Source organism: Haloarcula hispanica ATCC 33960, from assembly GCF_000223905.1.
Lineage (GTDB): Archaea > Halobacteriota > Halobacteria > Halobacteriales > Haloarculaceae > Haloarcula > Haloarcula hispanica.
On record NC_015943.1, the window covers coordinates 186,617 to 211,652 of the forward strand.

29 protein-coding genes and 1 pseudogene are annotated in these 25,036 nt (G+C 55.7%); 13 read left to right on the forward strand and 17 right to left on the reverse strand.

Annotation, left to right across the window (positions count from 1 at the left end):
• Nucleotides 1-34: 34 nt before the first annotated feature.
• From HAH_RS16040 to HAH_RS19615, 4 genes are all read right to left on the reverse strand, one after another.
• A complete protein-coding gene (locus tag HAH_RS16040) occupies nucleotides 35-1,858 on the reverse strand; it encodes a hypothetical protein (RefSeq protein WP_014030752.1) in 1,824 nt (607 codons plus the stop codon).
• A 316-nt stretch (nucleotides 1,859-2,174) separates the two neighbouring features.
• The gene (locus tag HAH_RS16045; protein ID WP_014030753.1) at nucleotides 2,175-2,438 is read right to left on the reverse strand and encodes a hypothetical protein; all 264 of its coding nucleotides are present in this window, start codon (nucleotides 2,436-2,438) and stop codon (nucleotides 2,175-2,177) included.
• On the reverse strand, nucleotides 2,435-2,764 hold the full coding sequence (locus HAH_RS16050; RefSeq protein WP_014030754.1) for a hypothetical protein: 330 nt from the start codon (nucleotides 2,762-2,764) through the stop codon (nucleotides 2,435-2,437). The genes HAH_RS16045 and HAH_RS16050 overlap by 4 nt, the downstream gene beginning before the upstream one ends.
• A 159-nt stretch (nucleotides 2,765-2,923) precedes the next feature.
• A complete protein-coding gene (locus HAH_RS19615; protein WP_144443783.1) occupies nucleotides 2,924-3,217 on the reverse strand; it encodes a hypothetical protein in 294 nt (97 codons plus the stop codon).
• Nucleotides 3,218-3,391: 174 nt separating this feature from the next.
• On the opposite strand from HAH_RS19615, the gene HAH_RS16055 reads away from it, so the two are divergent.
• From HAH_RS16055 to HAH_RS16060, 3 genes are all read left to right on the forward strand, one after another.
• Nucleotides 3,392-3,670 carry a hypothetical protein gene (locus HAH_RS16055; RefSeq protein ID WP_014030756.1) on the forward strand — a complete coding sequence of 93 codons (279 nt, stop codon included), beginning with the start codon at nucleotides 3,392-3,394 and terminating at the stop codon, nucleotides 3,668-3,670.
• Nucleotides 3,667-3,801: a hypothetical protein gene (locus HAH_RS20365; protein WP_255356219.1), complete on the forward strand. Its 135-nt coding sequence runs from the start codon at nucleotides 3,667-3,669 to the stop codon at nucleotides 3,799-3,801. The genes HAH_RS16055 and HAH_RS20365 overlap by 4 nt, the downstream gene beginning before the upstream one ends.
• A gap of 203 nt (nucleotides 3,802-4,004) precedes the next feature.
• Nucleotides 4,005-4,871 (forward strand): hypothetical protein, encoded by an 867-nt coding sequence (locus HAH_RS16060; RefSeq protein ID WP_044952744.1) that lies wholly within the window; start codon nucleotides 4,005-4,007, stop codon nucleotides 4,869-4,871.
• Between the two features lie 324 nt (nucleotides 4,872-5,195).
• Here the strand turns inward: HAH_RS16060 and HAH_RS16065 are convergent, their stop codons facing one another.
• Entirely contained in the window at nucleotides 5,196-5,441 is a 246-nt protein-coding gene (locus HAH_RS16065; RefSeq protein WP_014030758.1) for a hypothetical protein, read from the reverse strand.
• Between the two features lie 85 nt (nucleotides 5,442-5,526).
• On the opposite strand from HAH_RS16065, the gene HAH_RS16070 reads away from it, so the two are divergent.
• On the forward strand, nucleotides 5,527-5,787 hold the full coding sequence (locus HAH_RS16070; protein ID WP_014030759.1) for a hypothetical protein: 261 nt from the start codon (nucleotides 5,527-5,529) through the stop codon (nucleotides 5,785-5,787).
• Between the two features lie 264 nt (nucleotides 5,788-6,051).
• Here the strand turns inward: HAH_RS16070 and HAH_RS16075 are convergent, their stop codons facing one another.
• Nucleotides 6,052-6,267 (reverse strand): hypothetical protein, encoded by a 216-nt coding sequence (locus HAH_RS16075; RefSeq protein ID WP_158307640.1) that lies wholly within the window; start codon nucleotides 6,265-6,267, stop codon nucleotides 6,052-6,054.
• A gap of 212 nt (nucleotides 6,268-6,479) precedes the next feature.
• On the opposite strand from HAH_RS16075, the gene HAH_RS16080 reads away from it, so the two are divergent.
• Nucleotides 6,480-6,800, forward strand: a complete 321-nt coding sequence (locus HAH_RS16080; protein WP_023842953.1) for a hypothetical protein — start codon at nucleotides 6,480-6,482, stop codon at nucleotides 6,798-6,800.
• Nucleotides 6,801-6,899: 99 nt separating this feature from the next.
• Here HAH_RS16080 and HAH_RS16085 read toward each other — a convergent pair whose 3' ends face one another.
• Entirely contained in the window at nucleotides 6,900-7,919 is a 1,020-nt protein-coding gene (locus HAH_RS16085; RefSeq protein ID WP_014030760.1) for a hypothetical protein, read from the reverse strand.
• A 279-nt stretch (nucleotides 7,920-8,198) separates the two neighbouring features.
• On the opposite strand from HAH_RS16085, the gene HAH_RS16090 reads away from it, so the two are divergent.
• Nucleotides 8,199-8,987, forward strand: coding sequence for a hypothetical protein (locus tag HAH_RS16090; RefSeq protein WP_014030761.1), 789 nt, complete (start codon nucleotides 8,199-8,201; stop codon nucleotides 8,985-8,987).
• A 161-nt stretch (nucleotides 8,988-9,148) separates the two neighbouring features.
• On the opposite strand, the gene HAH_RS16095 is transcribed toward HAH_RS16090, so the two are convergent.
• The 3 genes from HAH_RS16095 to HAH_RS16110 form a co-directional block, all read right to left on the reverse strand.
• On the reverse strand, nucleotides 9,149-10,345 hold the full coding sequence (locus tag HAH_RS16095; RefSeq protein WP_014030762.1) for an ABC transporter substrate-binding protein: 1,197 nt from the start codon (nucleotides 10,343-10,345) through the stop codon (nucleotides 9,149-9,151).
• Between the two features lie 1,107 nt (nucleotides 10,346-11,452).
• On the reverse strand, nucleotides 11,453-11,656 hold the full coding sequence (locus HAH_RS16105) for a hypothetical protein (RefSeq protein WP_014030765.1): 204 nt from the start codon (nucleotides 11,654-11,656) through the stop codon (nucleotides 11,453-11,455).
• Between the two features lie 408 nt (nucleotides 11,657-12,064).
• On the reverse strand, nucleotides 12,065-12,988 hold the full coding sequence (locus tag HAH_RS16110; RefSeq protein ID WP_014030767.1) for a glycosyltransferase: 924 nt from the start codon (nucleotides 12,986-12,988) through the stop codon (nucleotides 12,065-12,067).
• A gap of 42 nt (nucleotides 12,989-13,030) precedes the next feature.
• On the opposite strand from HAH_RS16110, the gene HAH_RS16115 reads away from it, so the two are divergent.
• Together HAH_RS16115 and HAH_RS16120 are read left to right on the forward strand one after the other, a co-directional pair.
• Nucleotides 13,031-13,453: an ArsR/SmtB family transcription factor gene (locus HAH_RS16115; protein ID WP_014030768.1), complete on the forward strand. Its 423-nt coding sequence runs from the start codon at nucleotides 13,031-13,033 to the stop codon at nucleotides 13,451-13,453.
• 1 nt (nucleotide 13,454) lies between these two features.
• Complete coding sequence (locus HAH_RS16120) at nucleotides 13,455-13,766, forward strand: DUF7521 family protein (protein ID WP_014030769.1); 312 nt, start codon at nucleotides 13,455-13,457, stop codon at nucleotides 13,764-13,766.
• A gap of 124 nt (nucleotides 13,767-13,890) precedes the next feature.
• On the opposite strand, the gene HAH_RS16125 is transcribed toward HAH_RS16120, so the two are convergent.
• Together HAH_RS16125 and HAH_RS19620 are read right to left on the reverse strand one after the other, a co-directional pair.
• Nucleotides 13,891-14,661 (reverse strand): CPBP family intramembrane glutamic endopeptidase, encoded by a 771-nt coding sequence (locus tag HAH_RS16125; RefSeq protein ID WP_233425872.1) that lies wholly within the window; start codon nucleotides 14,659-14,661, stop codon nucleotides 13,891-13,893.
• A 572-nt stretch (nucleotides 14,662-15,233) separates the two neighbouring features.
• A pseudogene (locus HAH_RS19620) lies at nucleotides 15,234-15,332 on the reverse strand (IS1595 family transposase); the annotation flags it as partial.
• A 319-nt stretch (nucleotides 15,333-15,651) separates the two neighbouring features.
• Between HAH_RS19620 and HAH_RS16130 the strand changes: the two are divergent.
• The 5 genes from HAH_RS16130 (at nucleotide 15,652) to HAH_RS16150 (ending at nucleotide 22,048) form a co-directional block, all read left to right on the forward strand.
• Nucleotides 15,652-16,392 (forward strand): hypothetical protein, encoded by a 741-nt coding sequence (locus HAH_RS16130; RefSeq protein WP_014030771.1) that lies wholly within the window; start codon nucleotides 15,652-15,654, stop codon nucleotides 16,390-16,392.
• A gap of 42 nt (nucleotides 16,393-16,434) precedes the next feature.
• Nucleotides 16,435-18,228, forward strand: a complete 1,794-nt coding sequence (locus HAH_RS16135; protein WP_014030772.1) for a spermidine synthase — start codon at nucleotides 16,435-16,437, stop codon at nucleotides 18,226-18,228.
• Nucleotides 18,228-18,707, forward strand: a complete 480-nt coding sequence (locus HAH_RS16140; RefSeq protein WP_014030773.1) for a DUF2617 family protein — start codon at nucleotides 18,228-18,230, stop codon at nucleotides 18,705-18,707. The genes HAH_RS16135 and HAH_RS16140 overlap by 1 nt, the downstream gene beginning before the upstream one ends.
• A gap of 16 nt (nucleotides 18,708-18,723) precedes the next feature.
• On the forward strand, nucleotides 18,724-19,665 hold the full coding sequence (locus HAH_RS16145; RefSeq protein ID WP_004966854.1) for a hypothetical protein: 942 nt from the start codon (nucleotides 18,724-18,726) through the stop codon (nucleotides 19,663-19,665).
• Between the two features lie 76 nt (nucleotides 19,666-19,741).
• Nucleotides 19,742-22,048 carry a pentapeptide repeat-containing protein gene (locus tag HAH_RS16150; RefSeq protein WP_014030774.1) on the forward strand — a complete coding sequence of 769 codons (2,307 nt, stop codon included), beginning with the start codon at nucleotides 19,742-19,744 and terminating at the stop codon, nucleotides 22,046-22,048.
• A 251-nt stretch (nucleotides 22,049-22,299) separates the two neighbouring features.
• Here HAH_RS16150 and HAH_RS16155 read toward each other — a convergent pair whose 3' ends face one another.
• Genes HAH_RS16155 through HAH_RS16170 form a run of 5 tightly spaced genes read right to left on the reverse strand, consistent with a single transcriptional unit; the run spans nucleotide 22,300 to nucleotide 24,914 of the window.
• Nucleotides 22,300-23,124 carry a hypothetical protein gene (locus HAH_RS16155; protein ID WP_014030775.1) on the reverse strand — a complete coding sequence of 275 codons (825 nt, stop codon included), beginning with the start codon at nucleotides 23,122-23,124 and terminating at the stop codon, nucleotides 22,300-22,302.
• A gap of 57 nt (nucleotides 23,125-23,181) precedes the next feature.
• Nucleotides 23,182-23,454 carry a hypothetical protein gene (locus HAH_RS20420; RefSeq protein WP_014030776.1) on the reverse strand — a complete coding sequence of 91 codons (273 nt, stop codon included), beginning with the start codon at nucleotides 23,452-23,454 and terminating at the stop codon, nucleotides 23,182-23,184.
• Nucleotides 23,418-23,618 carry a hypothetical protein gene (locus HAH_RS19740; RefSeq protein ID WP_144443782.1) on the reverse strand — a complete coding sequence of 67 codons (201 nt, stop codon included), beginning with the start codon at nucleotides 23,616-23,618 and terminating at the stop codon, nucleotides 23,418-23,420. Before HAH_RS19740 ends, HAH_RS20420 begins: the two co-directional genes overlap by 37 nt.
• Before the next feature lie 49 nt (nucleotides 23,619-23,667).
• Nucleotides 23,668-24,048 carry a hypothetical protein gene (locus HAH_RS16165; RefSeq protein WP_004966492.1) on the reverse strand — a complete coding sequence of 127 codons (381 nt, stop codon included), beginning with the start codon at nucleotides 24,046-24,048 and terminating at the stop codon, nucleotides 23,668-23,670.
• Nucleotides 24,045-24,914, reverse strand: coding sequence for a ParA family protein (locus HAH_RS16170; protein ID WP_004966493.1), 870 nt, complete (start codon nucleotides 24,912-24,914; stop codon nucleotides 24,045-24,047). Before HAH_RS16170 ends, HAH_RS16165 begins: the two co-directional genes overlap by 4 nt.
• Between the last annotated feature and the right edge of the window lie 122 nt (nucleotides 24,915-25,036).

Genomic DNA, 25,036 nt, shown 5'->3' on the forward strand with positions numbered 1-25,036 from the left:
GGCGTGGATATTCCTCGAACAGTGTCTCTACGAGTTAGATGATATCATCTAAAGCATCCACAAGACCCGTCATCTGTGTGTCTTTGACGTGGACTTCGTGTCGAACACCGTATTCAGACTGGCCACCATACTCGCCCTGATAAACCTGCTTCAGGACTTCTCGATACGACGCTTTTGAAGCCCTACCAGTTAGGTTATCTTCAAGACAATACAGCATAAACTCGCTGTACTCCCACTGAAGTGACCCTTGCTCGTATTCTCGGAGGTCTAACAGACACATGAACACAATCTTCGTAATGTAGGCTTTGAACTGTAGCGGAATCTCGGACGTTGACAGAATTTTCTCATGGCACGAGAACAGGATAATCACTGTCATCTCCGGAATATTCCTCTGACCCCTACCTGTACTCATTCGCCCTAATCGAACGTGGTCACCGTACTCCTCTTGCTTGTCTTCGTCATCGGATTCATCGGAATCGTCCTCTCCACCAGCGGCATCATCAACATGCGATTCGCTATTGGAAGGTGTTCCATCCACATCTTCCGGAACAACATCTAGGTGGTAGGGAGGTCCACTGACGCCACTGTCAACGTCCGGTTTGAGGTATTCATCCATCATCTTAATCCAGTCCCGCATGTTACTGATCATCTCATACAAGAGCCGGGAGTAGTCATTCGGCCACTCTGCATCTGGGTCACTATATTCGTTTATTTCGTAATTCCGACATATTTCACGAGTGAACGACTCATAATATGAGAGCCACACATGCCAGTCGATCTTCTGATGAAATGCTTCCGTCACCAACACGTCAAAATATTGAACGCCGAGAAAAACTGGATCACTGAAAATATACTCGTCCGAAATATCTGTGTTCGTTAGGCGCTGATCGTTATACCTATCAATCTCCTCTCTCCGCTGATCTCGAATAATTTCTTTAGTTTTATCGCCGACTGGCTTGTAAACGTCTAATTCGACTGCCCTATTGAAATCAGAGAATAATGCATATAATAGACGATTTTGCTCCTCCAAATCGTACCGATACAACCCGTCTTGATTGGTGTTCTGTTCAAGATCGCGGTACAGCAAACTGTTCTCGACTTTCAGCAATTCCCTTAAATAACGATGTACAACTTTTTTCCTCGGACGCCCGTTCAGCGAGTCGTCACGCAATATTCTTAATCCTAGTTCGGTGGCAACACTTGGGTATTGCTTGGAAAAATCTGAATCAAGCAAGAGAGCATTCGTGTACTCCGATGACCTCTCTGCTGTCTCTTTCAATCTATATCCGATCCGTCCAAGGTAATAATTAACTAAACGCTTCTTCTCACGAGCTAGTTTCCTCCATCCTTCAACCGGTTCGTAGTCTTCTCTATGTGCCCGTTTGAACGACGCTGCCAGATTCTCTGGGTTTTCTGGAGCAGGAGGATGATTTACTAATGGCCGATATTTGTCTTCTATGAGGTTTGTAAGTGTAGAGTAGTTTTCTTGGCTTTGCAAATTACGGAGTATCTCTAACAGATTCTCTTCGTTCTGAATACGGACATTGGACTTGAGGAAAACAACCGAAAAAAGAGCGACAATTCCGACGACTGCACCCAACTGAGTGTATTCAACGAGTAGCGGAGTAATTGTGATACTCCCCATCAAATATGACACCTCAATAGACTTTTGTTCAATACTCTGGAGATACACTGAGACTGCATAGGAGAGGAGAATCAGGAGAATCAAACTCGCAATAAACAGCAGACGCCCTTTGGTCCATAGATTATAGCGAACTCTCAGCTGTTTGTACCGTGGAAGTACAGGATAAACAGCGGCAACAGCGGCGAGGAGCGTGAAAACTAATATTTCAGCCATTATTCGTATGAGGACTATCTGGTGTTTAAACGTAACCCACGCCTCCCGACTGGATCCACGAACTCGCCGACCACGCTGTCTGAGGACTGCTAGAAACCGCTTATCTCAGCAACACGCTCCTACCCCGGAAGTCCAAGGGGGGTTTAGATACCAGTCGCTCGTCAGCTATGAATACACACTCGCGCCGTCGTGGGACCTGCCTCTAACAGGCCCGGCGCGGGGTCGCGGTCAGTCAGCGGCTAAGTCCAGAAACCACCGCAACCCATGCAAAGTACGCACGCAACTCAGCAAAAAGGTAGAGGTATAGCTACCCAGCTTAGGCCGTCGCCACGACGTGCTGGTGCTCGTTCTGGGCGGGCGTCGGTTGGAGCGTCAGCCCGGCCAGCGCGAGCTCCCGGAGAACTTCCGGCGGGACGCCCTCGGCCTCACGAAGTACGGCGTCGAGCGTCCAAGCATCGTACTCGGAGCGCACCGGTGGCGTCGTCCCGACCACGGCGGTCGGGGCCGTCTCTCGTAGCGCTCGGGCGGCCCGCCGAACGCGCTGGCGGTTCTCGACCGTACAGCGAACGCTCTTGCTCATGCGTTCAGCCCCCGAGCGAGATCGTCGACGATGGAGCCGCCGACGTACGGGCCGACGGCCCAGCCGCGTTCGTCCTGCGTGTACTCGCACCAGCCTGCGAGTGTTTCATACGGCGTCTCGGCAAGTGCGACTTTCTCGGCGTGGTCTTCGCTGACGACGACGGCCACAGCGAACTCATAGCTATCCCAGTAGTGTGCCGCGCCTTCGCCGTCGACGCCCAAGAAGAGCGGGCGGCCTTGCGTGAGCAGTTCGCGAGCGATACGTTCCTGTGGATGTGCGTCAGTCGTGCCGACAGATTTACTAGTCGGCGAGGCAGACTTACTCATGGTTCTTCCAGGAACCGACGCGCCTGCCGTGTTGTGACCACGGTGGGCAACTCGTGTTCTCGAAGGCACGAAATCGCCCAGCAGCGCGTCTGTTCCTACTCAATAGTCACGGCTTCCGGCTACTTAGTGCTTGTCATAGTACTATGCCAAAAAGAAGCGCTAAGATTGGTCTCCGTAGTAGTATCTTCGTCCCTTTTCAGTCGCTTTGTAGAACCCATCAGTACTCTCAACTCTCTCTACGTATCCTTCCTTAAGCAGTTCCTTCAGATATCGATTAACAGTCCGTCTTTCGAACGTAGCACCTCTCTCCTTACAGTTGTGGAAAATAACGTTTGGCGGGAGGTGAAGCTCTGTTTCGACCAACAGACCCAGCACTTGTCTCACTCTTTCCTCCTTACCCATACTGCTATTTTCATCGGGTTTGCTGTTATTTCCGCCGGATTTGTCGGGCATACCTTGTTCTATGACTTGTGGCATTGTTCTACTGTATTTGTCACAGTACGATGCCAACCACTAAGTGCTTGTGATGGTACATCACCGAATATGCGCGACTCGCCGGGGAACAATAGGCTACCAAAATCGAGCCACCGGGGTTAGGGCCCCGCTGACCCGGTCGCGCACGGCATCATGACCGAAGCAATCAGACCACAAAACGATACCGCACAGGACCGCCAGGAGCGTAGACTATCGACAGCCAAGTGCCTCTTATCAAACGCCGACACTGACGCCGCCGTCATCGAGTACTGCCAGACCGTCCTCGATCCGCCGGGCTACGAGCGCAGCTACACCCAAGCACGCCTCGACGCCTGCGCAGCCCGACTTGCACTGGCCCAGACAGACACCACAACCAGACGAACACGCGAAGCCAGACAGGTGCTCCTCGCCGTCAGCGGAGGCCCACAATGAGTACGCACCGATCAAACTGCCCGGCCTACCTCCACGGCCATCCGCATCTGGCCGCCCAGCCACTCGAAGCCCCCACAGTGTCGCCCACAACTGTACCACTGCCACCAGCGGGGGTGTCCCGCGACCGGTGAACCCAGTGTCACGCCGGTCCGGGCGACGGCAGCATACACGCACTGCTCGTCGTCGGCGCGGTGCCACGACACAAATCCACTAGACGGAGCGGGGTTGCCACGAGCCAACCGCCGCGTCTAGAGAGCGCCAGCTCCGTCACCGGTAGCCCGTGCTGTGGTCAGCACTGCTCGGTTCGATTCCGAGCACGGGTCCTGTGGTCACAATGCCACGACAAACAAACCCCGACGACAACGAGACCGATCAAGCCCTCGCCGACAACCTCGACATGGATATCGGACAGGATGAGACGGATACCGACGAACTCCAAGCGCTCGTCAACGACCTCGACGGCGACGTCTCACCCCTCGTTTCGAGTGTTCTTGAGACGCTGGTCGCGACTATCGATGACCTCCACGGACGCGTCACCGAACTAGAGGCCGACCTCGAACAGACCCACGAGGTTGCCACCACGGCAGTCGGTGACGCCGCCACGAACGACCAGCGCCTTGACGACCTCGAATCACAGCAGGAAACCACCCGCGATGTCGCCAAGAGTGCCATCGCCAAAGCCCAGCAACTCGAAGCCGACACCGACCGCCAAGAGGACGCCGAGCAGCTCCCCGAAGGAATCGAACCCAGCACCTCGCCGCTGGATTTCTTCGCGAACTGCCGCCAATCGAAGGTCAAGACGATGTTTGTCGAACGGTCGAACCGCCAGAACACCTATCGCGCCATCAGCATCGCCAAGCGCTGGCCGGAATTTGCCACGAAGCGAACCGACGGCAGCGGCGTCTTCATGACGAAAGCTGACCTGCAGACAGCCCTGACCGCGGAACTCGGGAAGGAACCCCATCGCCAGACGATCAAGCGCGTCTGGGAGACACTGGTCGAGATTGGCGGCGACGACGTCGTCGAGAAAACCCGACAGGTCGGCCGGGACCAGACCCAAACCGACATTCTCGCGATGGATATGGCAACAGCCGAAGGGTTGCTCGAAAAACGCTACATCGGCCTCGATCTCCTAGAGAATAGCGACCACAAAGCCGCCACAGGTGGCGTCACACCCGTTGTGGTGGAGTCCACGCCCTAACCCTGTGACACACGCCGGATAGGACACGAACCGACACTGAACCAACGCTACTGGACGCGGTGGTACGTGCCCTGCCGCCGTCGACGCCGCTGTTTGCTAGCTGCAGCAACCGGGAGCGACCCCCTGTTGTCAGGAGTATAGTGAGGACTCGTAACACGAACGGAGCGACCACAGCGATTCCAGTGGTCACAACGGGTGTGACAGAACCATCTTGGTACTGGTCTGGGTCGCCTGCCTGTTCGGATATGGCTGATAGGCTTTCTCTGGACCGCCTCTCACCCGACGGAGGCTCACAAAATACGGGCGAGTTTCCTTGCTGTCAGACTATGATTGCTCTAGTGGCTCGACCCACTCGGGAGCGCAATCGTGGGTCCCGCCGTAGATCGAGCGCTCGGGATACTGGTCGTCGTCAGCCTCGACAGCGACGATCACGTTGCCGCCGGAACACGAAATTTCTGTAACGGTTCCGACAACTGCATCGAGTGGGCCGTCTCCCTCGGTCCAGTCGGCTCGAACGTGGTCGCCGTGGTCGAAGTCATACTCCTCGAAGGAAGGTGCTGTCGTACTCATGCTCTCCTCCGGCTCCGAGGGAGACACAAAATGGCTCGTACGCCAGCCAGAGCGCTGATGCTGCTTGCCGAGAGAAGAAGAACTGATGACCGAATTGCGGGTCCGGAAACCAGATGGCTGGACGACCGTCTCGTTTCCCGACGCAGTTGCGACGATCTTGGTTGCTGGTGGGAAGGTTGACGGCCAGCTGTGTCTGACCCTCACCGCCGAACGGGAGGATGGTCCCCGTCTCGTCGAACCCGGCATTCTCGACGTCGACGAAAATGATGAGCACTTGCTGGAGAATACAGTGCCCCGGATCGAAGACGGGACGAGTGTCGTTTTGGATCGGCTACTGCCGAGTTAGCCGTCGTTGTGAATCCGGACACCTCGGTAATAGGTCCCCGGGCGTTATCGAAAATACCGTACCCGCAATCCATGCAGAATATGACCGACGATTGCCGCTGCTATTAGCAGTACTGCATCTGATTTGGAACCGGTCGTCTGGGGTAATGCCATCACAGCCGCCGAGAGCAGGCAGAGCAGGTATCCAGTCATCCACATTAATGTATTTCTTGAAACCATCTGGTTCAATATGTAGAGTGGTGGGGAATTTAATTACGGTATCCTGTTACCCGAGAAGGATGCCTTCACCCTTATCTATTATATCATCTATTTCATCGGCTCCTTCATCAAGTAGATCGTCTATTTCATCAGCAGCTTCTTGTCCTACCTCAACAGTCACGTCAGCGGCATCGTCAGCGAAACCCTGCAGATCTTCTCCAAAGTCTTCGGCGGTCTGTTCTCTCTCATCTTTAGAAATGTCCGTACATTCTATCATGACCACCAGTGGATGATTCGGAGTTGTCTCATTCCAATAGAACTCAAGGTTTTGGGCACCACAGGGAGTGTTCTCCCGAATTGCATCGTTAATCGCACAGCCTAAAACAGTTCCAGCACATATGAAACCTCCAACGGCAAGGATTGGTGTGTTTCCGGCAACATAGCCACCGATTACTTCATCAGAGCTATTTTGCGTGAAGCCTCTCTTCCCTGTACATGGATGATTCGGAATATGGACATCTTTTAGTCTTTGTCGGAGTCATTCAGTTGTTACTCGTCATCGCCGTTGGGTATGCTCCTCAACTGCTTTCAGATTCGTATACTGCTCGTATCCAACCAATGTTTGATACGAATTCACTGTGGATGGCAATCAGTTGGGGTGGAATTCTCCTTATCCATATGGGTCGAAGCGCACAGGCTGGGCTCGTTATATTTGACGAGGACAGGCCAGGAAGAAGCAGATTCTACCTTGTTTCTGCGGGAGCAGTCGCAATCGGGTTCCTAACCTTGCTCCTGATGTTTTTCTTACCCGAGTAAAGCTGTACTCTGTACCGACTGCTCAGCGAGAACTACAATGTGAGCTACGAATGGTTCTATGGTACCCTGAACAACCGTTACGCTCTGCTGACTCGACAGCTACCGCTCCCACGGGAAGAAGCCATTCCGCTCGCGATAGGCACTGATCTGGTCCTGAAACTCTTGCTCCTGGAAGTCTGGCTCGTCGCCGTGGATGTCCTCGGGTGAGACGCCGTCGGGAAGATGCTCATACCCTGTGACTTCCTCCGTGTCATCCTCCTGTTCGGGCTCGTGTCGGTGCTGCCCACACTCTCTGCAGGTCCAGATCATGCGGTCAAGGTGTGGGTGGCACTCGAAGCCATCGAGCCCGTGAGATTCGTGTCCCGTCACGGCGCCACACTGGCGACAGTGGAACCCGATTCCAACTATCTCCGGTTCGGCTCTTGCCTGATGGCGCTTCACAACGCCGGGCACAAGCCAGTACGTCCCATCAGCCTCCCGGAACTCATCCGTGAGCTGCTGGAACTCCGAGCGGTCGGTGACCGGCGACCCGTCCTCGAGGTAGATCCGTGACTGGACGTCGTCCCCATTCCCGTCCCAGTTGGTCTGTTCGTCGGCTGTCTCTAGAAGCGCCTGTCCGGATTCCTCGTCGATCGTGGTTTCTGTCGGCAGGTCGGGCCACCCCTTCGTGAGAGTGGCGGCTGGCTCGGTCCCGAAGGCTGCTCGACACTTCACGGTTCCATGGGAGACGTCCTCGCCGCTTGCGATGCTGTCGGAAACGGAGAAGGCCGCAGCGCCGAGGGCTCGTGCATGGAAATCAGTGTTCGCTTCGACGAGTGCGAGTACTACCCGACCGAACGTCCACTCCCCAAGTGGACTACTACCTTGATCGTCGGACGAAGTCTCGGGGACGCCGGTTTGAGCGCAGAACGGACACTGGCGTTCATCCCGTGGGATATCCTGTCCACAGGTCCGACAGGTACGAGTCTCATCCTCTGTACGGTCGGGATAGCCGGTGGATTCGAGGACTCGTTCCCGTCCGTTCCCCCTCGTTTCAGGATCGGAACTCGCTGCGCCGAGGATATCAGCGGGATCGTACTCAGGATTTCGGTCAGTCACACGCTTGGTTGCGTTCGTCATCGTATTTAAACTCCGGCCCCGAGGGAAGCACAAACCGACAGAGAGCGAAACTGGACGAGTTGGCTACTCGCCGCCCGTGTTGTCCACCACTGCGTGGCGTCATCACGCTGATCGGCGGCAATATTTATACAGACGACACGGAAGAGGCTGTGAGCATGACCTGCTCGGTTACTCGTTGATTATCTTGATGAGGACATCTTCTGTGACGAGAGTGAAGTCAGTGATGACTGGTGAAAGCATCCACAAAAACGTTGACTTTGAGTAGGATAATCGGTTTTCATGGGTTCGGAGTCGACTGATTTGACAGTCCATCTGCATGGTGAATCTCACTTTCGGTCATATGAGGCTGTACAACGCTCTCTTGAGAAACTGACCGCCTCCGTCGACATTGACGCGTTCTACCACGAGCTCCCATCAGAAGTACCAGGAATGAAGAGATATATACAGACGGCTCTTCGAAATCCACTCTATGTAGTCGGTGTGTTCGTCACGCAAATGATCTATGGCCCACGTGTTGCACTAACCTGCGGCCACCAACAAGGTGCAGAAAACCAGGTCATCAAAGAATTCGCCGCGGCGGCTGACACGCCAGTAACCCGAATCGATACACACCCCTCTTACCTCGTTCCAGAACTCTCGTTAATTTGGACCGGAGTTTCGTGGATAGTATTCGGAGGATTTCTTTGGTTACAGCCGATTGCTGTTGGACTTGCACTCGTGCTAATTCTGCTACTCGGTACCGGTCTAACCTATCTTGCCCGTAAGGAATCGGATTATGAACGGCCGCTTGCGGTCCTTTTGGGCTGGGGTGGAATTTTATTATTACTCCCACTGAACTTTATTCCTCTCACATTCGCGTTCGCCGGGTTCGTGGCTCACGGGCTCGTTGTTCGTGCTACACTCGGGCGGCGGGACATTGAGATGGTGAACCGTACAATACAAGATGCGACGGCACACGACTACACCCAGATTTGGGTGTCTGTTGGGTACAAACATCTGGATGGGATGTCCGACGCCTTCGAATCCCATGGCGTCGAAGTGATCTGTCACAACGAAACGAATAACTGATACAGTTATACTTGGTATTCTCTTTGACATAGCGTCGAAATTCCAATCTCAAGTTAGGACGAACGACACCCCCACAATTCGTTCGCGAGTTCTTATCGGGATGCTGTTTCAGAGAAGAGTCTCACAGTTCCTGTGGAGACGAGCCACCCCCAATCGCCGATTTACACCCTTCCATTGATGATATCAGCAACCCGCTGTCGGTCGAATAACTGGTGCTCGGTGGGAACGTCGCCGACAGACCCAGGCCACTCGCCAAACTCATCCGGGTACAACTGCATCGCAACCGCTTCCACCGAAAATAGGTCAATGATCGGTCCCATATTCGTCCCAGCCGACCGAACGAAGTTCTCGTTTTGGACTGCAGTCAACTCACTCAACGTTTCGTGATTCTTGGCTGCCTGAAGGGTTTGCTGGAAGGACTCGTTATTTTCCGTCGTCAGATTATCGATGAGTGCGATGTATTCCGGGTCGACATCGAGGAGTTTCTCGTAACCGATCTCTTTGTATCGGACGTAGGTGTCCCCTTTGAACGCACTGTTGACGCCCAGTTTACGAAAGGTTCTGGTATCGTTTCGGAATGCATCGATCTCTGCCGCCCGCAGGCTTTTGCCTTCAATATCGAAATCGATGATAAATGCGCCGACAGTCGGTTTGTCATCAGGCAGACGAGACTGTATCTCGGCAAACACCTCGTCTTTGAGATCGACCCATGCATCGTACCGTTCTTGCCGCTGGAAGATTTTTGCTGCTTTCTCGACAGCTTCGTACAGTGTGTAGTAGGGATCACGTTCGTATGGGAAGCGGATCATCGATCCCAGTATCGGACCGACATTGTGCTCTATCTCTTCAAGATCGTCATCGTTCCACCCCGAGTACCGCTTGAGAATCCGCGGGTCCATCAGGTGTACGTCAGCATCAACCTCGTAGAACACTTCCTTGTCGAATTCCGAATCATTGGAATCCAAAAGAGTCTCTACGGAACCCAGATCGACAGCAACGTCAGGAAGTGCTTTGTAGTATTTCAGCTGCTCTTCCTCAAGAGACATCATTGCAGATGGCTTGATACCCAATGCCATCGCAATATCCATCCAAGCTCCGGGAAAACTTGCATAGGTTTCGGGCACTGAGTCAAACGTATGGGTCCCGGCTGGTTTGACTGTCACTTCGTACGGTGTTGGATCGTCAGCTTCTGTCATTGACTCTTCACCAGATGGGGACGTAGGAGTGGTGTCATCCGACGACGAGTCGTCGGTGGTACCGAGACAACCGGCAACTATCCCGCCGCCAACGATACTACAGCCAGCTTTCAGAATTTCCCTCCGACGTTGACAGCAGTCCAAGATATCTTTATTCTGCATACTTTAGGCTGGCCTAAAAACTATTTATATATTATGATTTTCGGACAGTCCCGCTGGAATCAAGCCAACCAGTTTATTATTTATAATGAACGAACCTAAATATCATGGTGAATGCTCCCTTGGCGACGGCATTTATAATCACGCTTTCAAGTTTTCAGCCGCCCCTATCGGCTTAACCTCAATTGTTTCGAGACAATCGGCCTTCCCGGGTTCATTCACGCGCCGAAGTCGGTTTGCGGTCCCCTCGGCGCGGACTGTAAGGTCTGGGAACTGCGCTTCGCTGGATGCTGGGTGCTGTTCTCCGGTCTGATCGCTGTTGGTGGTCTTCGATGCCATGGGTACTGTCGGGGACGCTCTCACTGGACCGCCCCGCACCCGACCGGGGGATCAAAAAATGGGTCTTGGTCTATAACATCAGCCACCGAATATAGTTTCTTCACCTGTGGAGACGAGTGAAACAGCCGCAAGGTAGACCTGCGAATTGACCGCCGAGAGTTCTACCAACTCAGAGAGATGTTCTGATAGCCGTGCAAGATACGACGCGCATATTCAGCATTACTGCCTTTTTCTCAAGTATACTTTCTCGAAATAAAAGGCGCCATTCAGAATCCGCGCTCGGCAAACGCTTCCTGTGCCCGTTCGTATACTGTCTCTCCACCGCTCGTGTAAAGTGACGGGAGGTTCACGCGGCGTTTACAGGTTGTTCCCCGTCAGTGTACCTAATGACGAGTCGAGGACGTGTCAGTCCCTTCATGCCATCTGTTGCAGAGACCTGCTCAATCGTAGCAAGTCGAATTCGGTCTGGTGATCGGAACCCACATGCGTAATTCACCGCCCAGAGTACGAGGGTCAACCCGCCAATGACGGCGATGTGGAGGAAGCTGCCACCGCGGACCGCGCTGACTACCCACCAGGTGCCGATTGGAAACGCAAACAAATAGCCGACAAGGGCACTGCTGGACCACCACGTTCCGCGCTGCCAGTAGTCTCGGTAGAGTGACTTAATGTACCCCCAAAACGACTCCTCGAAGTACACGTAATCCTCGGTGAGCCGTGCTGTGCCGCGTTTCGTCGGGAACGACTCTATGGAGCACACGCTTCACCCGACTACTCAGAAAGGTCCGCATAGAGTCGAGTAAACCCGCACTCCGGACAGAGGTATGCAGAAAGTGGGGCTTGATACCCGACACCGAGGCGGTCGAGGATACCGCCGTCTCTCTCAGTTTCGATGTAGAGGTCACCGACGCCTTCGGCAGTTACGTTTGTCTGCTCCATCAGGACATCACAATCCGGACAGGATCGTTCGCTCATGTCTCAGTATCGTGTTTCGCTCATCATACGCAAAAAGACCTAGCCGCTGTTTCATTGGCTGAAATGCTACTATCGGCATCTCCCTTCGTTAAACACATGCTCTGGCTCTGTATGCAGCACTCGACTTCTATCAATCTTGAACTCTGGTTTGCTTGGATGGGTCTCACGGTTCTCGTCGGGTTTGTTGTCGCTGTACTGGCGGCTACCGGTGAACGATTGTTGCTGACTACAGCTTCCGGGTCCACGATGTTCCTGACAGAACCAGGGTAAATCGTTGCCATTGTGCTATACAGAGGGGGTATGGCGTATGTTCTAAGGCCAACATACTACGGCTGATTAAACAGCCAGAGAGTCAAGCAGATTTGGCAGGCACGGATATCTGCGCAGATTAACGTGGCCCAAAGAACGCTACTCGTTCAGTACTTCAACATCAAACTTCGAGTGCCAACGGTACCGTCGCCCTCCCCAAACAAATGTGTCCCGGGCGAAAGCATACAGCCCCAAGGGGACAGCGGCTACAAGTGCTGGTACCGTTAGCAGTAGCGAGGCTCGTCGAACCCCGAAGCTAGCACTGACACCGGCTGTCAGTACCGTTAGTACCACCGCGAGGAGCGGGAAGAAGACACAACCGATGAGAACAGCGACCAATACACCAAATGAGAGTTTCGCTACCGTTGGATCATGCGTTGAGAAAATCTGGTTGAACCGGATATGTCGTTCAAGCGTCTGCCGGAGACTTCCACCCATTGGCACCCGGCGTACGCGTTGAACTGATGTCACACTAATGTGTTCCCCGAGGAGACCATCGTCGCTGATCGTCTGTCGGAGCTCCGAAAGGAACCTTTCCTCGTCAAGATCACTTCTGTCAAATATGACAGCCCCGCCCCAAGCGTGGTCACCGATGTATGTCCCGAGCGTGCCCCCAAGGACATAAACAGGCTCTAACAGGACTGCAAGCGGATCTTGACCGACGAACGCCGGCAACTCTGTTGTCGGGCCGTATTCGGCGTAGTCCTTGTGGAGGCGGTCAAGCCAGTCCGGGGGGTGATGAAAGTCATTGTCGGTCCAGACAAGACGGTCGTGATTAGCGGCTTCCATCCCAGCGGCAATAGCATTTGCTTTCCCGGAACACCCGACAGGGTCGCCGGCAGGGATAAACTGGACGTTCTCCGAGAGCGGTTTTCGGTCCACAACCGGGTCGTCCTTGCTATCGTGGATGATGAGGAGTTCGTCTTCGGGACCTAGCTGTGCGGCGACGTCGTCGCAGGCGGCGGTCCAAGACACCGTCGGGAGGAGTACACTTGTTGGCGTGCGTGTCTGTCTGTTCGACATCCCTACTCGAAACGTGAGCGCGGATATGGATGGTAGTTTCTTATGACTTCTCTGACTGAAGCCAGACAGAAAGCCCAGAACGGCACAACCTATATTGACGAACCAAGAGATGGCCCGCTCACAGTGTCCGACGTGCGAGATCCTGAAGCACTCGCAGACCTGCTCGGTGACGAGTGTGTGCGCACGATTCTCGTCGAGGCGAAAAAGAAGCCTCGCTCGGCGGCAGAGCTCAGCGACTGCGCCGGGGTCTCGGAGCCGACAGTCTACCGCCGACTCGAACGGCTCCGAGAGTACGATCTTGTCACCGAAGATATCCAGCCAGTCACCGATGGGAAGAATTACAAACTCTATCGGACAGAACTCGATGGCATCGAACTCGATCTCAGCGAAGACGGCTTCGACATCACGGTCTCGCGTCGGGACCGGATGGTCGACCGCTTCACACAGTTCGTAGAGGGTAGCTGATATGCTCGCCATACTCCAACTCGATCTCGAAACGTTACGAACAGTCCGCCAGGTCAGCGAGATAGTTCCGATGATTCTCGGACTGGCAATCAGTTATCTTGCCTACACGGCGTACCGGCAAAACCGGAGCCGCCCGATGTTGTACATAGCGATCGGATTCATACTGGTGTTGTTCGTGCAGGCTCCGCTGGCTCTGATATTTATTCACATTCTGGAACTCCCCACCCCGCTACTCAATAGCCTCCTTCAGATTCCTGAGTTTGCCGGCCTGGGACTGATTCTCTACGGCTTGTGGACCCCGAGGCGGGACTGATACCGCCTGTCGAACATTGAATTTGACGATTGGGTCAGGGCGTCACACGAATTTTTGTAGTCAATTGCCGGTCATCGCCGGAGATGGGGTCAGGATGACCGGTAATTCGTTACAAAAGTCCGTATCAGTCGGACGGTTCAGTTCCGTGTCCATCGCTGGAGGGATTACTGGACACGGCTCCGTCAGTCGACCGGGAACCTGTCCAGCGCGGCTGGACGGCTTCGTTGTGTGAAAGCGTTTCAGGACCGTAGCGGACGACGAACAAGGTAGCGAGGACCCCGAACGTGCCGGTCAGAATCGCCGCGTATGGGACCGGCACTGCTTCCGCGCCGCCGACAGCCTGCCCGGGGACGTTCACCGCGGCGTTGAGCGTCCCGTGAAACAGTACGGCACCGAGAACAGATCCGTCCGACGCGTTGTAGTACCACGTGAGGATGACCGCAAAACAGACCACGCTGGCAGTGTACAGAACCGGTGAGTGGGGGTACACGTCGTAGACGAACATCGGGACGTGCCAGAGTGCCCAGACGCCACCGACGAGAACACTCGCGGTGAGCGCACTGAACCGCTTCTGGAGATGTGGGAGTGCGAATCCCCGCCACCCGAACTCCTCGTTTCCACCGGTGAACAGTGTCGCCAACACCAGATTAAACAGGAAGAGCGGGGCCAGTTGCCCAAGGGAACTGCTGTCGGGAAGCCCCACGAGCGAGAAGACGACGACAGCGACTCCAAGGGCCCCAACCACCGGGACGGCGATTGCGAGTCCGTACCAGCGGAGTGGTCGTCGCCAATCGAAAATCGTTGCGAGCCAAGCGTGGACTGATTCACCACGGAGGCGTGTCACGACCGCTCCCGCGGCTCCAGGGCCGAAGGCTCCGAGGACTATTCCCAACATCCATAGTCCCGACCGTGAGGTAGTTATCGAAAACGTCGCGATCCACACCGCCCAAGAGAGTCCGATTGCCAGTGCGGAGAACAACACAACCGGATATTCGTTCGTGAGTCGTGCGAGCAGCGAGCGGTTCGATTGCATCACACTCGGAGAAACGGCTGGGATACCTATCAGGGACGCCTGCCGGCTTCATTCGCTGAAGTTACCGTCCACTCTTATGCTACCCGTCAGTTGAACATTGCCGAATCGGGATATCTGCTCCCAGGAACGCTTTGACGGTACAGAATCCCAATCTGCTCTAATAACAACTGGTAGTATATACTTAGGATCCGGATAGATTGTGAGCGAAATCGCAGGACGGCAGAAATTAATTCCCACAATTACTCTTGACGGTCAGTATAGCTTGAACCCCACTTGCTCTCAGTGAGCAGTTCTACTAACGGACCGATTCATCCGAGTTAGCACGGAATCGATAGTGACGGTTCGCTGTACTTAATCTCTACGCTCATATGAAGCACGTTACTGGTGAGTCAGAGAACGGTTCGGACGATTTCTTTGAGAGCTTCTCGACCAGGTTAACGTAAGATTCGGCGGCGAAGTCGGAAAGCTTTGAGATATGGCGTGAACTTATCTTTTGAGACGCCTCGGTGCGGCGAGAGCCACGCGTCGCACAGAGCCGCCTCGGGCGCTGTCTGTCGAAGGTGCTGCGCAACGTTTTCGTACTCCCAGCACTCTCTCGGACGAATCGTTCAAGGTTCTCTTATTTCATACCAACCATGCTTGCGATTCCTGGGATGGATTTGTTGCTCCCAGGTCGAATGAGTCCGTGAAAGTACTGCGTCCCGCGACGCCACGTCGTCTCACAGTTTCGCCACGAGAGCCGACGGCTCGGGGATTCGTCTCTATTCACTAGTTTCATGCGCGGAAGAGTATCCTTGCAGGAAACACGCTTCTGAACAAAAAACTCTTTATACGCACCGACAAAGGCCCACTGTGGACCGACGTAGATTCCTCCATGGCGCAGCCCTCCTTCCGACAGCCGGTCTGGTCGGACTCTCTGGCTGTAGTAGCTCAGAGAGCCCGCCACCACGCCGGTCCCGAGTCCTCAGCACAGTTACAATCGATAGCGCCCAACTGCTGGCTGAGCTCGTTGACGACCCGTGGGTAGCCACCAGACGAGACGGCGTCCCAATAAATGGACAGAACGCGCAGTCACTCGACAGCAACGCCAAGGATTCACCGAGTGGACTGTCGGTCATCGGCTCGCTGAGTCCCGTTGGAGCGGCCCAAGCACAGAAAGGCGGTGGTGGCGGTGGCCGCGGTGCTGTTGGTCGTGGCCGAGGCTCCTCCTATTCTGATGCGCCTCGTACTGGACGAGGCCGTGCCAAGTACCACGGTGGCGCCTACGTTGGGACGTGGTACGATGACCACGATGACGAGGTGCGCCGGGCCGAAACCGAAATCTCCGAGGTGGGCATTGCCCGCATCGGCCCAGTAAGCGACACCGACGAGGAGCTGCCTGCGCCAGGGCCAGTTTCGTGGGATGAGACGTGGCAAAATCCCGACGATACAGTTAGTATCGACGTCACGAACGCAGGCTGGTACCGAGTCGGCACACACACTACCGCAGCCGACGGCACTAATCTCGGCTGGGAGGCCGTCGATGTCCTCGTCAAGGACGACAATGATACCTACAGCATAGCCCAGAAGTGGAAGGTTTCACCCCGAATTTGACCCGCAGCTCGCCCGTCCGCCGTTCGTCGCCCTGAGTCCCCAATGACACCACGACCGCACCATCCGCGCCACAGCGTCCCGCTGCTGCACGCGCTCACGTTTATCGTTGCGCTGTGTAGCTTTGCGTACGAACTCGTCTTTGCCGAGCTCTACACAGTTGTCTTCGGCGGAAGCGTCACTCAGTACGGCCTCACCATCGGATTGTTCTTTTCGTCGCTGGGGCTAGGATCGTTCCTCTCAGGCCGATTGGAGACAGACCCCGAGTCGAATTTCTTCCGTGTCGAAACGTACCTCGCCGTCGTTGCACCGCTTGGGTTCCTCCTCGTCATCCTGCTCGGAACGCTCAGATACCCCGCTGCATACGCGCCACTAGTCGGCGCGATTGCCCGGCTCCCGATTGTCACAATCGGGTTCCTCTCAGGGTTCGAGTTACCGCTGTTGACCACACTATCGGAATCCGTTCGGGATACGGCGCGGCCCCCCTCCAGTATCGCCCGCGGGGTTCGGCGACTCACCAGCCATCTGAATCGGGCCTTTGGAGTGGTGTTGGGCGCCGCTTTTAGCATCAAGCGGCGAGAGGGCAAGCCGAGCGACCCAGCCGATGAAACAAGTGCCTATGCAGCAGTATTGGGCTTTGACTACCTTGGCGGGTTAGTCGGCTCACTTGTCTACGTGTTCTTCCTCTATCCGGCAGTTGGACTCATACCGTCGGTGTTCGTCCTTGCGTTCCTGAACGGCGTCGCTGCGCTAATCTTCGCGAGCACGACGGCGAACACACACAGACCAACGCTTCGAAGCCGACTCCCACAGCCAGTAGGATCAACGGGGAAGGCGCTGTTCGCAGTCTGCCTGCTCGTCACAGCAAGCACGGGTGCCGCGGCTGTCAACGCGGGCCCGGTTGGCGAGGACGTCTCTGAGTACTACTTCGAACGAGAATTTGAGTTGGAGTACGCTCCGGGGGCGATGGACGTTGCTGTCACAGACACGTGGACGACGAGGTACCAACGCGTCACGGAGTACAACCGAACGTGGACCGGCAGCGGCGACAACCCGTACTTCGGTGCCACCACGGAACACTGTCTCAGATTGGATTCCGCTGTCCAACTCTGTGAGTCGTGGGCAGACAGCTATCATCAAGGGCTCGTCGACGTCCCGCTGTCGATGTTCGAAAATAGTACTGACACGAAGGTTCTCCTCATCGGTGGGGGCGATTGGGCGGCGATGGACCGACTGCAACGCCACGGGGTTAGTGTCGACCACGTCGATATCGACGGCGAGTTCATGCAGCGGGCGAAGACCGATCCGTTCCTTGCGCAGTACCACGATGGAGCCTACCGATACGAAAACAAATCGACGCGCGTGCAAGACGCGTTCCAGTACCTCGAGCAGTCCGAGCAGCGCTATGACGTAATCTTGCTGGACATCCCTGGGGCGACCGACGACGACCAGCTCCCGCTATACTCTGTGGAGTTTTACAGTCAGCTGCGCCAGCATCTTACAGCAGACGGCGTGATCGCGACGTGGACGTATTCACGGTACAGCTACGCCCAGCACAGAACCGCGTACTACAACACGGTTCACAAAGCCGGCCTGACGAGTGCAGCACCGTATTTCGCATGGGAAGATATTGACGCAGATGGCGAGACAGAGCGCGTCGAGCGGTTCACACTGCTCGCACCGGCACCGCGCGATTCGCTTTCGCCACATAACGGCACAGCATACATGAACCGCTATCAGCACCGCTACCAAGCGGTTGAGTGGGTAGACACGCCGAGATACGCCGGTGTCCGGCCGAATAGCGTGTTCCATCCAAACTACGATATCCTCATTAAATAATGGGCGACACAACACACCAGACCACGACTGAACTCTATCTGGCACATCCTGATGTGCCGCCGTCGTTCAACGCGATGGATGTAAAGCAAGCGCAGACGCTCCCCTTCTGTGGGGAGACAGCTACCTTCCGCGTCATCGGCAACTCACACGCCGTTACTGCCGACTCGCTCGGGTTCCATGAAATTTGCTCGTGCAAACCCATCTCCGAACGGGATACCGAGGTAATTCCGCTCGAACAGGGCTGTACGGACTCACTTGCGAGTCCACACGGTGTGTCTAGCATGGCAATGACTCTCCCACTATCGGAATTTGACCCGGAAGCGGACTACGACCTTTGCTACGAGTTCGGGCCACGTGCCTATACGGCGATCACGACCGACGACAGGACGTTCGAGACGTACCACACCTACCCAGAGCACGACTTGCTGGTGGTTACCACCACAAGCATCGCGCAGTACTGGGCCCCGACTAGCATCTAACGGACCGATTCACACCATGAGCGAGTACACAGGCGACGTGACTCTCAACGGCGGCATAGAGACACCGGTTCGGATGTCCGGACTGGAAGACATGTATGTACAGCCCGACTCGATTGACGGCGATCTCGACTTGCGGAACGTCGAGTACGTCTTCACCGGCGTGCCAATCACACCGGCTGCTGACGTGGCTGACCCGGTGACTGATATCACCGGTACGCTGGAGGATGGCTACACGGAACCGGATGGCGTCCATGGTGACCTCGCGGTTGGCACAGCCGAAGACGTGTTCATCGCCCACGGCGCTGTCGATGGGGCACTCTCAGCGCGTGGCCCCGAACAGGTCTTTGACGCCGGCACAAGCGATGCGCCGTCTCGTGACCCCGCAACCTACGACGTCACGGTAAGTGGCTGGCAACAACAGCGAGAGGTAACGGATCCCAACACTGGGGTCGTTCTCTCAGGCTGTCAGTCCACCGTTAACGTGACAGGCGCGACAGGCAGTGTCAGCTGCTATCTCATTGGGACGAACAACGAACTCATTGTTCGCGGCGATGCCTCTGTCGAGGTCCATATTGTCGGTCGGGACAATCGAGTCGACCTGGGTCCCTACATCGACGTCGACACGGCCGTCGAAACCGGGTTCGACAATACGATCGACGTGCAGCCGTTTCCGGCCGACGATCTCATTGAGACGACCGAAGACGAAGCGTACAGCGCGGTCACGTTCGGCCGCGCGAAGGTGACTTATCAGTCGGTTGCCGAGGATGAGGACTGGTGTCGAGGGTGTGGTGAAGCCGCTGATGCGATCATCGAACGCCAACAAAAGGAGGCGTTCTTCATACTGGGGACACCAATCATTACGTACGAAGAAGGGGGCGGCAGCTACGAGTGCGAACACTGCGCACACTCCGCCCCGGATACATCGCTCACTCCGGAGGAACGGCGTGAGATTTTTTGAACGACTATGCTCCAAATAAACAATCACGCTACTGAATAGCTGCTCCAATGCCCAGTTCACTCTCCCCTAGCGACGTATGAGCTCAGTCCCCGACGCCGAGACATGTTCGTATCGCTTTGACCCGTCAAACGAGACAGACGCGTATATCGAGACAACATGGGAGTGCCCACACGAGTCTCACGCAGAGAGCGACAACTGCATCTTCCATATGTCGCGTGCCGAGCGCCGGTCACTCGATGTGACCGACGACGATATCGTGCAGACACTCCGTGAGAACCTCACATCCCAGGACCCGCGAAGTAACGAGTACGTCGGGGCCGACCTTCCCACAATGTCGCTCACATATCAGCAAATCGACGGGGCGACAAACCATCTGCTCAATTTTCAACATGCCGATATCGCGGCACTAGACGTCACCCACGGCCACATTGCGCAAGGAATCAATCTCCGGGAGGCGACCATTGGCAGTCTCAAGCTCGACGATGCCATCCTATCGGGTATTCTTGAGGCGACAGCAGTCACGATCACCGACGAATTCTCGGCGAATGAGACGACGTTCCACGAAGATGTCCGCTTTTCTCAGGCACAGTTTCACGGTCGTGTCGACTGCGATGAAGCGACCTTCGACGAGGATACGAGCTTCCGAGACGCATCATTTACCGGGGAGACCTCATTTCGGAACATCACCGCACGTGGCTCCAGCCACGAGTTAGACGATCATATCTCCTTTGCTGGCGCTCACTTCGAGTCAGCCGCATTGTTCAATCGCGCAGCGGTTGAGTGTGCGACGTTTGCCGACACGCAATTCGACGATGATGCGACGTTTACCCACGCGATATTCGGCGATGACACCACATTCGCGACTACAGAGTTCCGCCGGTCAGCAACGTTCAATGAGGCCACGTTCAACGAAGACGCTACGTTTACCGACGTTACTGTCGATGGACGTGCCAACTTCCGGGGAACCGAGTTCAATGGCGGCGCCCGTACCGTTGAAGATGATATCGCATTCGACAATGCGCATTTCCGTGGAGATGCTGATTTCAAGCTAGCCCGGTTCCGGTACGCTGATTTCAGCGAAACCACCTTCGATGGGCGGCTCAACCTCGACCGTGCGGAGTTCGAAGCCCGGGTCGACTGCCATGATATGCATGTGCTCGGCGACCTCTGTCTCGACCGGGCGGTGTTCAGCGATCCTGTACATGCCCACGACGCCACCTTCGAGGGCTCTGTTAGTGCCTTCGAAACGGAGTTTTACGGCGACGCGGATTTCGTGAACGCGACATTTGGTGGGCCTGCGACCTTCGATGAAGTGCGGTTTCACGAGGACGTGAGCTTCAAGAGAGCGACGTTCAAGTCCGAAGCCAGCTTCGTGGGTGCGCTCTTTGAGGGGGAAGCAAAATCGCTCGAAGATAACGCTACATTCGAGGAGGCGGTCTTCGAGACCAACGCTACGTTTCGGGAGGCTACGTTCACGAACCTGTCTCTATGGGATACTAGGTTCGCGGTCGAGGTTGATTTCACCGGCGCGACCGTTACTGGTGAGGTGCATATCCGTCTCCACGCGCTTGACGATGATATCTATATGAATTTCGTCAGAGCGAGTATTAGTGGCGGCCAAATCGTCGAACCCGGCGATTCCAATATTCCATTCGACTTCACCGAGGCCACGGTCGGAAACGTCCAGTTGGGAAGCGAGAACGGGTCCGGTGAACTGCTTGATCAGTTTCGGTTCTGCCGTACTGACTTCGACCATTTCGACTTCTCGGATCACCACTCGTACTTAGAGCGGAACGACTGGGTTCTACACGAGTTCAGTGGGAACAACGCGACCGGCGATTTCAGCGTGGAAATGACTCCCGAGGTGATTGAAGAGACCTACCGGAAAGCAATGACGAGTGCCAACGACGTCGGCGATACGCCCGCGAGTCGCGAGTTCGAATACAAGCGGTTCCACTACAACCGGCGAAAAAATCTCAGTCTCATCAGAGACGAATACTCGCTGGACGCAACGACGAAGGCAAAGAAGGGGGCTAGTGTCGTCCTGAACCGTGTGATGCAGTTTACTTGTGGCTACGGGAATCGACTCCCGCGGATTGCTGCGCTTACGTTTCTTCTTCCACTCGTATACGGTATTTTGTATGTCTTCGGAGGCCCCTTGGAGACTGGGGCAGGCGTTGTCTGGAATGCCGAGGACCAGCTGGCAGTAGTAGGAAATGGCATCTACTACTCATACATTTCCTTTTCTACCATCGGCTACGGCGGAATCGGTCCTATCGGGTGGGGAGCGAAGCTCCTCGCGGCGAGTCAGGGGATGCTCAATGGACTCCTGTTCACGTTGCTCACGTTTACCCTGTTCAAGCGGGTGCTTGGTGGGAGTTAGCCACGCCAGAAAGGTAGTTGAACGCGTCCACCGAGCACTGAAGCTACCGAAAACCGACCCCGCCAAGGTACAATCCGTTAATTGACACTGAACAACATATTTGATCCAGCACTGCCATCATCAAACCACTACTGCTCACGCGTGCATACACACCACCGCTTCCGGTGAAAACCACTAGACTACAGTAGTATTTACACTCGACACACGGTGTGGTGAACCTGGGATGTGACCATGCTCAGCGCAGGAATGGCCTACACTTCGAGTGGCTCCATCGGCTCGACCTCGAATGTCAGCAGATGCGACCGAAGTTGGGCGTAGGCCCCGTCGCCGTCAGTGGTGACGCAGTACCGGTTCAGCCGGGCCTCACGAGGATTGCCGTCGTTCTCTTGCCACTCTTCCAGCGTAAACTCAAGCGCCTCCAACTCGCTGTCAGCGTCTTCAAAGACGGCCGCGACCGATGGCGTCCCGTGGTTGTCAGCGACGTATGCGACCTTGACAGCGTCGTGGTTGGCGTCAAGTCTCGTCCACCCATCGAGCGCTTCCGGCGGGTCCTCGGCGAACTGCTCGATTTCGCGCTGAGTCAGCTCGGCTTCTGCGGCGTCGCGCCACGCTTGCTTGATGTCCTCGGCTTGGGACCGCTCGATCTCCTGAAGGACGTCGCTGTCGATACAGTCGGCGGCCCACGCAAGCACGGTCTTGGCCTTCTTGTGCTTCTGCTCGGGTTCGCCGTCCAGCTGTCCGAAGTTCATCTCTTGGGGAGCCATCAAGAGAACTGACGACCGCCAGTAGCCGGGGTCAGCGTCGCATTCCTCGTCGGCATCGGGAGCCCACGACTCCATTGAGGTTCGGACTTCCTCGTGGTGTCCGAAGCCGGTTCGGACGCCGCCGGCGCGCAGGATTCGCTCCGCAAGGTCGATGGTTCGCTCGCGCTCGTCAGCGGGCGCTTCATTGGGGCGCTCAACGTCGGCGTAGAATGGCAAGCCGACTTTGCTGATGATCGTCTCTTTGTAGTTTGGGATAAGCAGTGGTTCATCGACGAAGATCGGGTCAAACGGTGGTTCGGTTGTCGGCAACATACTGGAAAGCCTCCAGCCATGGAGGCGACACAAAATCGCCCTGCGGCGGAGTCCGATCTAGAGGTACTGGTCGGCGGTGTCGCCGTGGTTCGCTTCCAGGGCTTCCCAGTCCGCCATCGTGTCGTACTCTGGCCGGACCTTTCCGTCAGAGAGCATATCGTCGACGAAGGCTTGGACTTGCTCGTCGATAGAAGCGTCCTGCAAGTCGCGCTCCCGAGCGATAAACTGGATACCACAGAACGAGCGTCCGTCTGCTGCGAGCTGCCAGAGTAGGAGCTTCCGGTTCTGATAAATCAATCTGTCAAAACAGAGGCCAGTATAACTGCACACCCGGCGACGATACTCAGTTGTGGCAGCGCCGCCACGGCCCTGATTGCGCCTGAAAACGGTCCGGAGGTAACTTCGATACTGGTGCTCAAAATTGTCTGTTCGACAATTACGCCGATTGTCCCAACGAACACGAAGCCAGCGCCGGCTTTGATCGTCCTGTACATACTGCCGCAACTGAGAGACCGGTGTATATTTTTCCAAGATATCCCTTGGTTACTCTGCGTCGTAGCCCCACTCCCGTAACTGGCCGGCGACGGCGTCTAAATTGGCAAGACCCACTAAATACGCTGCTTCGCGGAGGTCGGCTTTATTAACTGATTCAGTGATATCGACGTCTCGCAGCGCGGCTTGCTCCTTATCGAGAGTCGATTGCTGCAGGTGGAGCTGCACGGTCCGTGCGCGGCCATCGGTAATTCCATTGCGCGCGTAGATCCACGGCAGGCTTGACGTAGACGGCTCTTCCGTGACATCGGTGTCTGACTCTATAGATATCTCCGCGTCGGTCATCGCCGGCGTATCGTTGTCGTCTCCGTCGCTATCATCATCGTTGCCGAGCGGGTCGTCATTACTCGCACCGCTCTTGAAGCCCGTCATGCTGTTTCCTCCAGTGCGCCGGGCTCGGGCGGACTCGGTGCATCGACGCCGGCTTCGGCCTCAAAGAACCGGGCGAGACGGTCAAACTGAGCAAGCGTCTCGACCTCGTAGTCGCGGCGGCGGTCGCGATGCTCTTGGACATATCGGAATGCAGAGCACTGCTGCTTCCAGCAGCCTTCCATGAGCGATGTCCTGTCGCCGATTGTCTCTGGCGTGGCGAACTCGATGTCATCGAGCATCTCGCGCTGGTCGCTCGTGTTTTTGACACCGTTCGGGACGGCGCCGAGGACGCCGACATCGATATTGAGCTGGTCAGCGAAGTTACTAGCGAGCTCGGCAAGCCCCTCGACACTGGCCTGCCCCTTCCAGGAAGGTTCGACGGGGATGACGAGATTCCGCGTCGCGTAGATTGCGTTGTAGAGGTGGTCCGACTCAGTTGCCGGTGGGTCACAGATGAGGATGTCGTACTTGTCGGCAACGCCGGCGTCACGAAGTACACGCTGCAACTGCGCGTAGATGTTGTACGCGTCGCCGAGATCCTCAGCTTTGTCTTGCTCACGGGATAGGTGGTCCGAGAGGTCCGAAAGCATATTGTGCTCTGGGACCACGTCAACGCCGTCGGCGGTACAAATGAGATCCTCGAACGGTCCTCGGGGGCTGTTTACCATATGCCGGACGAGGTTGTCGGCGCTACTGTCGGCGCGGTCGTCGTCGACGCCCAGCAGTCTGGAGAGGTCACCATCCTGTGGATCGAGTGGGATGGTCAGGACATCGAGACCGGCCCGGGCGTGTGCGACGGCGAGGTTCGCGGTCAGCGATGTCTTGCCGACGCCCCCCGCTTCAGAGTACACTGTGTAGCTCAGCATATGTTCTTCTGTGTCCCTCTAAGATAAGTAACTTCGTCAGACAACTAATCTAAGAGTCTTAGCTAAGACAGTTAGCTAAGACAGTTATCTAAGATGCTTGTCTAAGACCCATATATGTAGTC